Here is a 13,611-nt window from a genome sequence, read left to right as displayed (position 1 = left end):
CTGTCTCTCCTTTGTCCTGACTGAGATTAGAAAAAGCTGCCGATGGAAAACTCCAGCCTGCCCCCCTTGTCGTCAATACCGGCGCGAGGGTTGATCGGGATACCGTATTCGAGCCGCAGCGGCCCGATCGGGGAAAACCAGCGGATGCCGAAGCCGTAGCTGGTCTGCAGGGTGGAAAAGAGCCGACTGGCACTATCGTAAGAATTACCGGCATCGAAAAACAGCACCCCCTTGAGTCCGGCATCCTTGATGAGCGGCATGGTGAATTCGGCGTTGAAGATCGCCTCGGTAGTGCCGCCGATGTATGCTCGGGTATTGGGGGCCGTACCGTTGACGCTGTTGGGAACGTCGGAAATGATATACGGGCTGACGGTCCTGCCATCGTAGCCCCGCAGGGTGTTGATCCCCCCCAGGTAGAATTTCTCGTCAATGGGGAGTTCCTTGCCGAGCTCCTGGATATAGCCCAGTTCCCCGCGCAGGGAAAAGACCCCTCCGGCAAAGCCGGCCGGGAAAAACTGGGTGGTGGAACCGATATAGCGGAGATAGCGGTTGGTGCCGCCCAGACCGGCAAACTCCAGGGAGAGGTTGTTGATCATGCCGGTGGTGGGATCGAGCCGGTAATCGGTGGTGTTCCGCGACAGGCTTGCGGTAATGGCGCTGGTGGTGGAGCTCGCCTCGAAGAATTCGCCGCTGGTCAGAAACGCCTGGGAAACGTCGTAGATTTCCTTTTCTTCGTAGCGATAGACCCAGAAGGTGCTCACGGTATCGGAGAGCGGATAGCCCGCCTTGATATCGCCACCGGTGGCCCGCCGGGTATAGTCGAGATACTCCCGCTCCGTCCGGTAGACGTCGGCACCCACGGTCCAGCGGGAATCAAGGAAGTAGGGATCGGTAAGCCCTATGTTGTAGGTCTGGGACTTCCCGCCCAGAGAAGCCGAGGCATGGGCCTTCAGGCCGAGTCCGAGAAAGTTGGCCTGCTGGACCGATCCCTGGCCGATCAGACCGTCCAGGGAGCTGTAACCGGCACCGATACTGAACGTCCCGGTCGGTTTTTCCTTCACGTCCACCTTGAGATTGAGACGGTTGCTGGCGCTCGCCTGTTCGGTGGTGAGCGCCACCTCCTCGAAAAAGCCGAGGTTCATCAGCGACTGCTTGGTCTTTTTGAGCGCTGTTGCGCTGTAGAGATCACCTTCGGACAGCTTGATCTCACGCCGCACCACCTTGTCGCGGGTCTTGGGGTTCCCGGAGATATTGATCCGATCGATATAGACCTTGTCCCCTTTTTCCATGTCAAAGGTGATGTCGATGATCTTCTGCTCGTGATTGATCTTGGTGAGAGGGTTCACGTTGGCAAAGGCATACCCCTGGTCGGCATAGAGATCGGTCAGACCGAAGACATCGGCCCGCAGCGTGCCCCGGCTGAAGACTTCGCCGGTCTTCAGTTTGAGCTTCTTCGCGTACTCCTCCCCCTTTTCCAGCAGGTCCCCCTTGAAATCGATCTGCCCGACGCGGTACTGATCCCCCTCGGTGATCCCGATGGTGACAATCAGCCCTTTCTTGCTGGGAAGCAACTCCACCTTCGGCTCGGCAACCTTGACGTTTACATAGCCATTGTTGAAGTAGTGATCCGCGATAAGGGTGAGGTCGTTTTTCAGCACCTCTTCCTTGTAGACGCCGGCGCCGGTCAGCCAGGCCATCCACCAGTCCTCGGTGGTCTCCATGAGCCCCTTGAGCTTGCGCCGCGTGAATGCCGTGTTCCCTTCGAAGCGGACCTCCTGGATCAGGACCTTCCTGCCTTCGGTGATCTTCAGAACGACGCGGAGCTCGGTCGGCGAACTCTGTTCGGTCTTCCCTTCCACCTCTGCCAGGAAATACCCCTCGTCGGCGTAGAGTTTCTTGATCTTGCGGATGGTCTTGGCCAGATCCTTTGCCGAATAGACGGCATTGTTACGGATCTCCAGGGCATCGCGGATCTTCTCGGTGGAGAGCTCCTTGTTCCCTTCGATCTTGATGTCACGGATAACCGGTTTCTCAACAACCTTGTAGATCAGCTTGAGCCCCTTGGCACCGGGCTCGGTTTCTCCCTGCACATCCTGGAAATGCCCCAGTTTGAAGATCGCCCGGACATCGGCATCAACCTTGTCGGCAAAGAGGAGATCCCCCGCCTTGAGCGTAATGACGCTCTTGATGGCAGCTGTCTCGATCCTGCGATTTCCGCTGATCTCCACTTCGGAGATCCGCTCTCCCGACCCTGAGACCGACCAGCCCGACGTGGGCAGGAACAGCACCATCCAGCACACCAGTATGCAAAGCCTGCTGAGCAAATCCACCTCCAGATGCCGTTTCCGTTGCGCGTTAATGGTTGCGACCCTCATTCCGCTGATATCCTGCCGTCAACCATTCTAATGGTCCGTCCCAGGCGGGCGGCAAGCCGCTCGTTATGGGTAACGATGATCAGGGTAACCCCGCGGGCGGCATGAATGTCGCACAGCAGGGAGTGAATTTCGTCGCTGGTCTTCATATCCAGGTTCCCGGTCGGCTCGTCGGCCAGCAGCACCTGCGGCGAGCCGACCAGCGCTCGGGCAATGGCGACACGCTGCTGCTCTCCTCCCGACAGCTCACCCGGCTTGTGGGTAAGGCGGTGGGCAAGCCCCACATCACCGAGCAGGCCGGATGCCTTCTCACGCGCCGTGCCGCGGTCAGTGCCGGCAATGAGCAGCGGCATCATGACGTTCTCCAGGGCGGTGAATTCCGGCAACAGGTGATGAAACTGGAACACGAAACCGATGGCCTGGTTGCGAAATGTCGCCAGTGCCTGGTCGTTCAGCCTGAAGACATCCTCCCCCCGGAACAGCACCTGGCCTGTCGTTGGCCGGTCAAGGGTGCCGAGGATGTGCAGCAGGGTGCTCTTCCCCGCCCCGGACGCCCCGACCAGGGCAATGGTCTCCCCTGCGGCGATCTGCAGGTTGATCCCCTTCAGCACCTCGATCTTGGCATCGCCCGAGCCGAAAGATTTATTGAGATCGCTCACAGCCAGGAGGCTATTCATATCTCAGAGCCTCGGCAGGGGCCATCCGTGACGCCTGCCACGAAGGATAGAGCGTGGCGACGAACGAGATGAGCACTGCCGTCACGGCGATCAGGACAACATCCCCCGGCACCACCTGTGATGGGAAGTGGTCCAGGTAATAGACATCCTTGCTGAACAGCTCGAAACCGGTGACGCGCTGAACCATATTGACGATCGGCTCCAGGTTGAGTGCGACCAGGAGCCCTCCGGCTATGCCGATGGCTGTGCCGGTAATGCCGATGATGAGACCTTCCAGGACGAAGATCTTCATGATGCTCCGGCCGGTTGCCCCCATGGACTTGAGTATGGCGATGTCCTTGTTCTTCTCCATCACCACCATAAAGAGTGTGGAGGCGATGCCAAAGGCGGCAACCAGCACGATCAGGGTCAGGATGATGAACATGACCATCTTCTCCGTCTTGAGGGCAAAGAGGATATTCTTGTTCATCTGCATCCAGTCCCTGGCGTAGAAGGGAGCGCCCAATTCGCGGTTGATCCGCCGTACCAGCGCACCGGTCTGGTAGACGTCGCTGACCTTGAGCTGGACGCCGGTGACGCTATCCCCCATGCCAAGGAAACTCTGGGCCTCGCGAAGGTCTACATAGGCCAGGGTCGTATCGTACTCGAACATGCCGGTATTGAACAGACCCACTACCCGGAACTTCTTCATCTTGGGGATCATCCCCAGCGGAGTGATGTTCCCCATGGGAGAGACCACATTGACGGTGTCCCCCACGAACAGGTTCAGGTTTCTCGCCAGCTCGCGGCCGATGACGATGCCGGGCGACGGCGGCTCGCTGCCAGCCAGGGGTTTGGCGGTGATCCGCTCAAGATCTTCGAGATTCCCGTCGACCATCGCCTTGGACAGGTTGGTGACCTGCCGGTCGGTTGCCGGGTCGATCCCCCGCAGTACCACGCCGGAGACGTTCTTCCCCGTTGTAAGCATGACCTGGTTGTAGATGAACGGCGTTGTCGCCAGCACTCCGTCGAACTTTTTCAGCCGTGCCATCAGGGAAGGGTAGTCGGCAATGCCGTCGCTCCCCCCCAGGACCACCACATGGGCATTGGTCCCCATGATCTTGTTCTTGAGGTCTTCCTCGAAACCGGTCATCACCGCCAGCACCACGATCAGGGCCAGTACCCCGAGCGCCACACCACTGACGGAGATCACCGTGATGATGGAAATGAAAGTGGACTTCCGCTTTGCCTTCAGATAGCGAAGGCCAATAAGGAGTTCGTAGGGCATCAGCGGGTTTCTTTCCTCAACTGGGGAAAGAGGATGACATCCCGGATGGACGGGGAATCTGTGAACAGCATGACCAGGCGGTCGATGCCGATCCCTTCGCCGGCAGCCGGCGGCATCCCGTATTCAAGAGCCCTGATGTAATCTTCATCCATGTAGTGCGCTTCCTCGTCCCCCTTGTCCTTGGCCGCGACCTGGGCCAGGAACCGCTCCTTCTGGTCAACGGGATCGTTCAATTCGGAAAAGGCATTGGCAAGCTCACGTCCGGCAATGAAGAGCTCAAAACGGTCTACAATTTCGGGATCGAGGTCGCTCTTGCGGGACAGAGGCGACACCTCGGTGGGATAGGCGGTGATGAAGGTCGGCTGGATCAGTTTCGTCTCGGCCACCTCCTCGAATATCTCGGTGACGAGCTTGCCATAACCGATATCCTCGGGCAGATCGAGCCCGATGCTCTGGGCATAGGCATAGGCGAGATCCCTGTCCTGCAGCGCCTTGGCGTCGATGTCGCCATACTCCAGGATCGCCTCCTGCACTGTCAGCCGCTTCCAGGGGCGCGCAAAGCTGATGGTCTGCCCCTGATATGCCAAATCCAGCGAGCCCAGAAGCTCCTGCGCCACATGGCAGAGGAGATCCTCGGTAAAGTCCATCAGATCCTCGAAGGTCGCATAGGCGCGGTAGAACTCCATCATGGTGAATTCGGGGTTGTGCCTGATGGAGATCCCTTCGTTGCGGAAATTGCGATTGATCTCGAAAACCCGATCAAAACCACCTACCAGCAGCCGCTTGAGATACAGCTCGGGAGCAATGCGCAGATAGAGCTGCATGTCCAGTGCGTTGTGATGCGTGACAAAGGGACGAGCCGTGGCACCACCGGGAATCGGTTGCATCATGGGAGTCTCGACCTCAAGGAAATCATGCCCCACCATGAATTCACGGATCAGGTTGATAATGCGGGAACGCTTGACAAAGACATCCCGCACCTCCGGATTGACGATCAGATCGACATACCGCTGCCGATAGCGCGTCTCGACATCAGTGAGGCCATGGAATTTTTCGGGAAGGGGGAGAAAGGATTTGGTCAGCAGCCTGATCTCGGTGACATGGAGCGACAGCTCGCCGGTCTTGGTCCTGAACGGCCACCCCGAGGCGCCGACGATATCGCCAATATCGAACGAGTCGAACGTGGCAAAGGCCTCATCCCCCAGGGTGTCCTTGCGGACGTAGAGCTGCATCCGCCCCTTGCGGTCCTGAACCTGGATAAATGCGGCCTTGCCAAAGGAACGACGGGCAATGATCCGTCCAGCTATGATAAAGGTGGCTGCCTGCTCCGGGATCTCCTGCACGGCGCCAAATGTGGCAAACAGGTCGGCAGACGTATGGGCCGCCTTGAAGTCGTTGGGATAGGGATTGATCCCGGCCTCCCAGAGTGCATCAACCTTGCGTCTCCTCTGCAGCAACAGCTCACTTAACTCTTCCATGTGCACTCCTCGCCAAGTTGCGGGAAGTCGCTTCCCGCCCGCTTCAACAAACTGGCAACATAGACCATATCATCCTGTTATGTCAAGTAAAAAGGGGGGCGAAAGCCCGCTCTGGCAGGGGGCTGAAGGGGATGTGGCAGGGTTCGGGAAACAAAAAAACGGGGTGGTTCGTGACCACCCCGCCATCTGCCTTTCCAACCGGGTCCTCTTACGTCAACAGTTCCCAACCATGCTGTAGAGCCGGGCGCCAAAACGCTTCTGGGAGAAGCTCATGACCTCAGTCTCACGCGAGATATCATCAAGAACCGTAAGGAATGCCTCCACCACCCGCGGGTCGAACTGATTGCCGGCGTTGGAATAGAGCTCTTCCAGGGCCTCTCGCATCAGGAGGGCGCTCCGGAAGGGCCGTTCGGATGTCATCGCGTCAAAGGCGTCCGCAACGGCCAGGATACGGGCTTCCAGCGGAATTGCCAACCCCTTCAGCCCGTAGGGATACCCGGAGCCGTCAAAGCGTTCGTGATGATGCAGAACCGCCTGCGCCTCAAGCTTGAGAGGCTTGATGGAGTCGATAATCTCGGCCCCGAGGACGGGATATTGACGGATCTGCGCCTGCTCCTCGGCGGTGAGCGGCCCTTCCTTCCGCCAGATATGATCCTGCACAAAAATTCTACCGATGTCGTGCAAAAGCGCTGCCCGCTCAAGCGCGTCGAGTTCATCCTGACAGAGCCCCATGGCCTTGCCGATCTTCACGGCAAAACCGGCAACCCTGTCGGCATGGCCATTTGCATAGGTATCGTTGGCATCAAGGGCAGCGGCAATGGTCTGGATTGTCGCCAGATGCCCCTCTTCCAGTCGGTTGATGCTTTCCATCAGCTGTACCTTTTCGCCGGCCATTTCCCAGTTCCGCTTCATCTGCCGGAGCCGTGCCGTCCGTTCCATGTACCCGAGCAGATAATACATCAAGAGCATGGAAACCGCGATGACCCCGGCCAGTTCCAGCCGCGCCCCGCCAACATAGCCCGACAGGCAGAGCCAGAGGAGACACCCCCCGACGGTCAGCACTGCCATGCAATTGGTGGTAAAGTGGTCAGCAAGTATTTTGTACCGCATATTCGTCTCCTTGCATGTCTCTATAGGCCACTTATCGTCGCCCTCAAACAGAACTTTAGTAGCAAATTCCGGCAACTGCACGTCAAAACAGTGACACTTTACCCTGCAGGTTGACACCTGTCGCACCGCATGCAAAATGTACTATTATGCAGTCTGCAGCTGATTACCTGCAGAGTCCAAGCAGGGGAGACGAGACCCGGCCAGGTCGGTCATGACGGTGCAGCAAAAAGAAACGGGAAACGTATGCCCCAAAACCGGAACAGAGGAGGGATACAGCATGAACAGGTTCATTCTGTTGCTTATCGTCGTCGCACTCGCCATTACGCCAGCTGCTAGTTTTTCAGCAACCTACGCCATTGACCCGGACCATTCGAGCATCCAGTTCAAGGTGCGCCATCTCATGGTGTCAAATGTCAAGGGCGTTTTCGGCAAGGTGAGCGGAACTATTGACCTGAACGATCAGGATATCGCAAAATCCAAAACCTCCGTATCCATCGAAACCGCCTCGATCAACACCGGAGTGACCAAGCGCGACGAGCACCTGCGAAGTGCGGATTTTTTTGATGTCGCCAAGTATCCCCAGATGACCTTCAGCTCCAGAAAGGTGCACCGGACAGGTGCAAATACCCTTGCCCTCACCGGCGATCTCACCATCCGAGGCATTACCAGAGAGGTCGTTCTCGATGTAGAGGGTCCAACCGCAGAGGTGAAAGATCCATGGGGCAATTTCCGGCGTGGCGCTTCGGCAACCACCAGGATCAACAGGAAAGACTTCGGTCTCGCCTGGAACAAGGCCATGGAAACCGGCGGCGTGGTGGTCGGCGATGAGGTGACCATCAGCCTGGAAGTCGAGATGATCCGCAAATAACGGCCGATTCCGCAATAAGAAAACCCGCCGGTCACTCCTGGCGGGTTTTCTTATTGCCTACGCAAATCATCACAGACTGCCGGTTCAAACTCCTCTCAGCTTGCCCTTCAACTGTCCGCAGGCAGCAGAGATATCCCCTCCCCGACTCTCCCGGGTGATAACCGTAACATTGCGGTCGATGAGGTACCGGTGAAACGCGTCGATCGCTGCCCGGGTCGGCGTCTTGAAAGCGCACCCCTCATGCTCGTTGAACGGGATGAGGTTCACCTTGTGCGGGATATCGGCAATCAACCTCAGAAGCCGCCGCGCATCCTCCAGCGAATCGTTGAGCCCGCCGATCATCACGTATTCGAAGGTGATCTTCCGGCGCGAGGGCAGCGGAAATTCGCGACAGGCCTGCATGAGGGCGGCCAAAGGATATCTGTGGTTGATCGGCATCAACTGGTCGCGCTGCGCATCGGTGGTGGCATTCAGGGATACGGCAAGATTGACGATGACCTCTCGGCCGAGAACCACCATCTCTGGCACCAGGCCACAGGTAGAAACGGTCACCCGCCGGTTGGAAAACTGGAGCCCATTCCCGTCGACGAGTATTCGGACAGCTCTGATCACGTTATCCAGGTTATGTAACGGCTCACCCATCCCCATAAAGACGATATTGCGTATTTCCGCGTCACGTCGCACCGCGCAGACCTGATTGATGATCTCGGCAGTGGTGAGGTTCCGCGTCAGCTTGAACGTGCCGGTGAGACAGAATTTGCACGCCATGGCGCATCCTGCCTGGGATGATATACAAAGGGTGTTTCGTCCCTCGTCCGGAATGAGAACCGATTCAACGGCATTGCCATCCTCCAGGTCGAACAGGTATTTTCGCGTGCCGTCGTTCCCCACCTCCACTGCCGAGGGTGTCAGGTTGCTGACAAAGGCAGTTTCGTCCAGTTCCTGGCGCAACTCACGGGAGAGATTGGTCATATCGGCGAAGGAGAGGGCATCCCGCTGATAGAGCCACTTGAAAATCTGTGTCGCCCGGAATCTCTCCTTCCCCCTGCCGGCAAGCAGCTGCTCCAGTTCGTCAAGGGAGTAATTTTTTATGTCGATCTTATCCGGCATAGCCATACCTATAAAAAAAGCCCTCTGGAGTCAGAGGGCTTGTTGTTGCGAGCTGTTCCGAAAAGTGCCTCAGACCAGTTCCAGTGCACTGAAGAAATAGGGGATTTCAAATGCCGCCGTTTCAGGGGCATCGGAACCGTGCGCCGAGTTTTCTTCGATATTTTTGGCAAATTCCTTGCGAATGGTTCCAGGCTCTGCGTTGGCAGGATTGGTGGCGCCCATGAGGGTCCGCCAGGCGGCAATGGCATTCTCTTTTTCGAGTACCATGACCATCACGGGACTTCGCGACATGAAGGTACAGAGATCGCCGAAAAACGGCCGCTCTTTGTGCACATAATAGAACCCTTCTGCCTGTGCCTTGCTGAGATGGATCTTCTTCAAGCCGACAATCCTGAAACCGGCCTCTTCGATCTTGGTGAGGATCTTGCCGGCGAGGTTGCGCTCAACCGCGTCGGGCTTGATTATTGCGAATGTCCTTTCCATGGTGCCTCCCTCGGAAAAACTCTCCGGCCTTTGCACGGAGTCGTTTTTTATAGCACTCTTGAAAAGTGCATGTCAAGGTGTTTCTGGCAAAAGAAATGGCCTGCAGAGGATACCTGCAGGCCATTGTGTTCCCAAAAAACGGAAACCTGATGCTTAGTGCTTCTCGGCCGGAGCAGCCGGAGCGGCCGGAGCCTGAGCAGAAGACATCGGCTTCTGGGCCTCAGGGGCCTTCGGAGCCTCAGCAGCAGGAGCAGGTGCCGGAGCCGGAGCTTCTTCCTTCTTCTTGCAGCCGGCGGTGAACGCCAGAGCCAGAGAAAGGCAAAGTGCAAGGGAGATCATTTTTTTCATGGACGTTTTCACCTCTTTTCTTTTTTGAATACCATTCTCGCGCACAGCGCATGGCTTTTCTAAGCTCAACGACAGCGAAATATACTATCTTCGCCACAAATGTCAAGACTTTTTTATAAGGTGTTTTTATTTTTTCATATTGCTATTTCAATGAGTTACAAAGTGTATACGGCATACAGCTAAAAAAATATTCATCCAAACAACGCAAACTGGAAAATCATTTCTCATTAAACGTTAATGCAGACCATCTTAATATTGGTCATCTCCTCAAGGGCAAACTTTATCCCCTCGCGGCCAAGCCCGCTTTCCTTATTGCCTCCGTACGGCATGTGATCAACCCGGAAGGTTGGAACGTCGTTGATGATCACTCCCCCCACGTCAAGCCGACGAATGGCCTTGAACGCCTTGCTGATATCGCTGGTATAGATGCCGGCCTGCAGCCCGTAAACCGAATCATCGGCCAGGGCCAGGGCCTGATCGAAATCGCGATAAGCGACAACCGAAACGATGGGCGCAAAGACCTCCGAACACATTACCTTCATTTCCGGGGTGACGTCGACCAGAATGGTCGGTTCAAGACAATTTCCATGTACCTTCCCTCCCGCTGCGATGCGGGCTCCGGCCGCCTTGGCTTCTTCAAGCCATGCGACCGACCTGTCGAGCTCTTCACGGGAGATCATCGGGCCTATATCGCACTCCTTGTCCATCGGGTTCCCGACCTTCAGCATGTTCGTTGCAGCGACAAACTTGGCAACGAATTCATCATATCGGCTCTGATGAACGAAGATCCTCTGCACAGAGATGCAGACCTGTCCTGAATTGGCAAAACTCCCCACAACGCAGCGAGAGACCGCCTTTTCCACATCGCCATCCTCTTCGATGATGGTCGGGGAGTTGGAACCGAGTTCCAGAGTAACCCGCTTCAAACCTGCGCGGGATTTTATGGCACGCCCCACCGGCGGACTGCCGGTGAAGGTGATCATGGCGAGCCGTTCGTCCTCGACCAGCCGGTTTCCCACAGTGGACCCACTACCGATAACCAGGTTGATTCCGCCGGCTGGAAGACCGGCCTCTTCAAGAAGTTGTGCCAGCTTGATCGAGGAGAGAGGCGTCTTGGTCGCAGGCTTGAGGATAATGGCATTCCCCGCTGCCAGAGCCGGGGCGACCTTGTGCGCGACCAGGTTCAACGGGAAATTGAAGGGGGTAATGGCGCCGATAACGCCGATCGGCTCACGGAGGTAATACCCGAACCTACCAGCGGAAACCGGAGAGGCATCCATGGGGACCAGTTCGCCATGGGCGTTTTTCGCTTCATGGGCAGCAAAGGAAAAGGTCTCGGCGCTCCGGTCCGCCTCCGCGAGGGCGTATCGCCAGGATTTCCCGGCTTCCTGGGCGATGATGGCAGCAATTTCCTCTCGGTCGCGTGCTATGAACGAAGCTGTACGAGCCAGGATTTCAGATCTTTTATAAGCAGGTAACTGGGCCATACCTTGATAACCGACCCGTGCAGCAATGATTGCCCGCTCCACATCATCCGGCGCAGCCTCGGGAACGATACCGATCACCGAGTCGTCATAGGGGTTCAGCACTTCGATTCCACGGCAGTCGTCTCCCAGCCACTCACCGCCCACCAGTACTTTAAATCGTCTAATCATGACGACCTCCCATCCCATAAGGTATCACTTGTCAAAGGTCCTCCCAATATAGTACATTAACACACCCTTAGCAACCATCTGCGGAGGTACAACATGCTGAATCAACTGACACAGGCAGAAAAACGACAGCTTCTGGAAACTGCCAGGGAAGCGATCGTCTCATTTATAACCTCGGGTTCAGTGCAAACTCGCGAGGTTGCGGCAGAGAATCTACAATCCCACCAGGGCTGCTTCGTCAGCATCAAAATGAACGGCAAGCTTCGGGGCTGTATCGGCAACTTCATCTCCGACAAGCCTTTGATACAGCTGGTTCAGGAAATGGCTGTCGCAGCAGCAACCAAAGACCCTCGTTTCTACCCGATGAAAAAGCAGGACCTATCCGATTTCACGGTTGAGATTTCGGTGCTTTCCCCTCTGCAGAAGATCACCGACATTGAGGAAATCGAAGTCGGAACCCATGGCATCTACCTCGAACGCAACTTCCACCGTGGTGTGCTCCTGCCACAGGTGGCAACCGAATACGGCTGGGATCGGGACGCCTTCCTCCAGCAGACTGCTCTCAAGGCAGGGATGGGGCGCGATGACTGGAAAGAGAACACGGACATCTACATCTTCTCGGCCCAGGTCTTCGGCGAGTAGCTGTTCCCACGGCCCTGCCGTGATCAGGGTTCAATAATTTTCATCCCATCAGCAAAAAGGGGAGGTGCCGCAGCACCTCCCCTTTTCTCATTCATGCAACATCTCGACGGCTTAGGAGAGCTTGCGGCCGCCTTCTGCAGCCCACTTCTCCAGCATCGCGGTGGTAACGGACTTGGGACGCTCGATGGCGTAACCGAGACCGCGGTCCCACGTGATGTTGGCCATGCAGCCAAGGGCGCGGCCAACGCCGAACAGAACGGTGTAGTAATCCCACTCACGCAGGCCGTAGTACCACTGGATAACGCCGGACTGTGCGTCAACGTTCGGCCAGGGGTTCTTGGCTTTGCCGTGCTCGGTGAGCACGCCAGGAGCGGTTTCGAAGATCATGGCTACCAGTTTGAACAGCGGATCGTCCTTGAGACCGGGGGTCTTGAGGCAGAATTCACGCTGTGACATGTAGCGCGGGTCGGTCTTGCGGAGAACGGCGTGGCCGTAACCCGGAACAACCTGACCGGCATTGAGGGTATCCCAGAGTGCCTTGGTAACGAGTTCTTTGGTCGGCTCGACGTCTTTGCAGTATTTTTCCTGGAACTTGATGGTCCAGTCGAGAACTTCCTGGTTGGCAAGGCCGTGCAGAGGACCGGCAAGGCCGCACAGACCGGCGCAGTATGAGTAGTACGGGTCGGACAGGGCAGAGTGAACCAGGTGCGTAGTGTGAGCGGAGACGTTGCCGGACTCATGGTCGGAGTGGAGGATGAAGTACATACGGGCTACGTCTTTGTACTGCTCGCTCTGGCCGATCATCTGGGCGAAGTTGGCGCCCATGTCGAGTTTCGGATCGATAGCAATCTGCTTGTCGCCACGATACTTCAGGTTGTAAATGAAAGCGGCGATGGGGGCGATACGGGCTACGAGGTCGCTGGCATCTTCGTATACGTATTCCCAGGCGGTCATCTTGTTGAATTTGCCCGAGCTGTAGAAGCCGGCGAACTTGGAGTCTTTCTGCATTGCGAGAATACCGACCGACAGCATGACCATCGGATGGCTCTCTTTCGGCAGAGCGCGGATTGCGTCGAAAACGTACTGGGGAACAACCTGGCGAACTTTGAATTCTGCAACTACTTCGTCGACCTGAGCCTGGGTCGGGACTTCGCCGGTGAGGAGGAAGTACCAGAAGGATTCAACGGTCGGATAGTCAGAGCCGGGGGCCTTGGGGAGAGCTGCGAAGGTCTCGGGGATAGTCTTGCCGCGGAAACGGATACCTTCCTGCGGGTCAAGATAAGAAATATCGGTTACCAAGCTGCGGATATCACGGGCACCACCGATTGCCTGATCGATGGTTACCTGGTCGATGATGACCTTGCCGAACTCTTTCACGAGTTTGGTGGTGCGAGGGCGGAATTCTTCGATTTTCTGTTTAAGAGTGTCCTTCAGTGCCATGTTGCTAGCTCTCCTTTCGTCTGTTGGGGTTTTTGGATGAAAATGAGCCTTCATTGCAAACCAGAAAAACCTACTAGACTAAACCGTTTCCCCCCTCCTTTCCTTCACTGGTGGTTCTGCATACATTATGCACAGCCCCAAAAGGCCATGACAGCGACAGATTC

At 56.6% G+C, this 13,611-nt stretch carries 12 protein-coding genes; 2 read left to right on the top strand and 10 right to left on the bottom strand.

The annotated features are described in order from the left end of the window. Positions 1–26: 26 nt before the first annotated feature. The 5 genes from bamA to GJT30_16575 form a co-directional block, all read right to left on the bottom strand. Positions 27–2,291, bottom strand: a complete 2,265-nt coding sequence (bamA, locus tag GJT30_16595) for an outer membrane protein assembly factor BamA (protein ID MSM41237.1) — start codon at positions 2,289–2,291, stop codon at positions 27–29. An 80-nt stretch (positions 2,292–2,371) separates the two neighbouring features. Further along, positions 2,372–3,049: an ATP-binding cassette domain-containing protein gene (locus GJT30_16590; protein ID MSM41236.1), complete on the bottom strand. Its 678-nt coding sequence runs from the start codon at positions 3,047–3,049 to the stop codon at positions 2,372–2,374. Further along, positions 3,042–4,316, bottom strand: coding sequence for a lipoprotein-releasing ABC transporter permease subunit (locus GJT30_16585; protein ID MSM41235.1), 1,275 nt, complete (start codon positions 4,314–4,316; stop codon positions 3,042–3,044). Before GJT30_16585 ends, GJT30_16590 begins: the two co-directional genes overlap by 8 nt. Next, a complete protein-coding gene (gene lysS, locus GJT30_16580) occupies positions 4,316–5,794 on the bottom strand; it encodes a lysine--tRNA ligase (protein MSM41234.1) in 1,479 nt (492 codons plus the stop codon). Before lysS ends, GJT30_16585 begins: the two co-directional genes overlap by 1 nt. A gap of 213 nt (positions 5,795–6,007) precedes the next feature. Further along, a complete protein-coding gene (locus tag GJT30_16575; protein MSM41233.1) occupies positions 6,008–6,904 on the bottom strand; it encodes an HD domain-containing protein in 897 nt (298 codons plus the stop codon). A 277-nt stretch (positions 6,905–7,181) separates the two neighbouring features. On the opposite strand from GJT30_16575, the gene GJT30_16570 reads away from it, so the two are divergent. After that, on the top strand, positions 7,182–7,772 hold the full coding sequence (locus GJT30_16570; protein ID MSM41232.1) for a protein yceI precursor: 591 nt from the start codon (positions 7,182–7,184) through the stop codon (positions 7,770–7,772). 84 nt (positions 7,773–7,856) lie between these two features. Here GJT30_16570 and rlmN read toward each other — a convergent pair whose 3' ends face one another. The 4 genes from rlmN to GJT30_16550 form a co-directional block, all read right to left on the bottom strand. Beyond that, positions 7,857–8,882 (bottom strand): 23S rRNA (adenine(2503)-C(2))-methyltransferase RlmN, encoded by a 1,026-nt coding sequence (rlmN, locus tag GJT30_16565; GenBank protein ID MSM41231.1) that lies wholly within the window; start codon positions 8,880–8,882, stop codon positions 7,857–7,859. Positions 8,883–8,951: 69 nt separating this feature from the next. Next, positions 8,952–9,365, bottom strand: a complete 414-nt coding sequence (locus GJT30_16560) for a nucleoside-diphosphate kinase (protein ID MSM41230.1) — start codon at positions 9,363–9,365, stop codon at positions 8,952–8,954. Between the two features lie 153 nt (positions 9,366–9,518). Continuing rightward, positions 9,519–9,713 (bottom strand): hypothetical protein, encoded by a 195-nt coding sequence (locus GJT30_16555; protein ID MSM41229.1) that lies wholly within the window; start codon positions 9,711–9,713, stop codon positions 9,519–9,521. A gap of 227 nt (positions 9,714–9,940) precedes the next feature. Continuing rightward, positions 9,941–11,368: an aldehyde dehydrogenase family protein gene (locus tag GJT30_16550; protein ID MSM41228.1), complete on the bottom strand. Its 1,428-nt coding sequence runs from the start codon at positions 11,366–11,368 to the stop codon at positions 9,941–9,943. Between the two features lie 93 nt (positions 11,369–11,461). On the opposite strand from GJT30_16550, the gene amrA reads away from it, so the two are divergent. Next, positions 11,462–12,007, top strand: a complete 546-nt coding sequence (gene amrA, locus GJT30_16545; GenBank protein ID MSM41227.1) for an AmmeMemoRadiSam system protein A — start codon at positions 11,462–11,464, stop codon at positions 12,005–12,007. Between the two features lie 111 nt (positions 12,008–12,118). Here the strand turns inward: amrA and GJT30_16540 are convergent, their stop codons facing one another. Next, positions 12,119–13,447: a citrate (Si)-synthase gene (locus GJT30_16540; GenBank protein MSM41226.1), complete on the bottom strand. Its 1,329-nt coding sequence runs from the start codon at positions 13,445–13,447 to the stop codon at positions 12,119–12,121. Between the last annotated feature and the right edge of the window lie 164 nt (positions 13,448–13,611).

Source organism: Geobacter sp. (assembly GCA_009684525.1).
Classification (GTDB): Bacteria; Desulfobacterota; Desulfuromonadia; order Geobacterales; family DSM-12255; genus Geoanaerobacter.
Note: the sequence above shows the minus strand (reverse complement) of the source record. Positions and strands in the feature narration are given on the sequence as shown.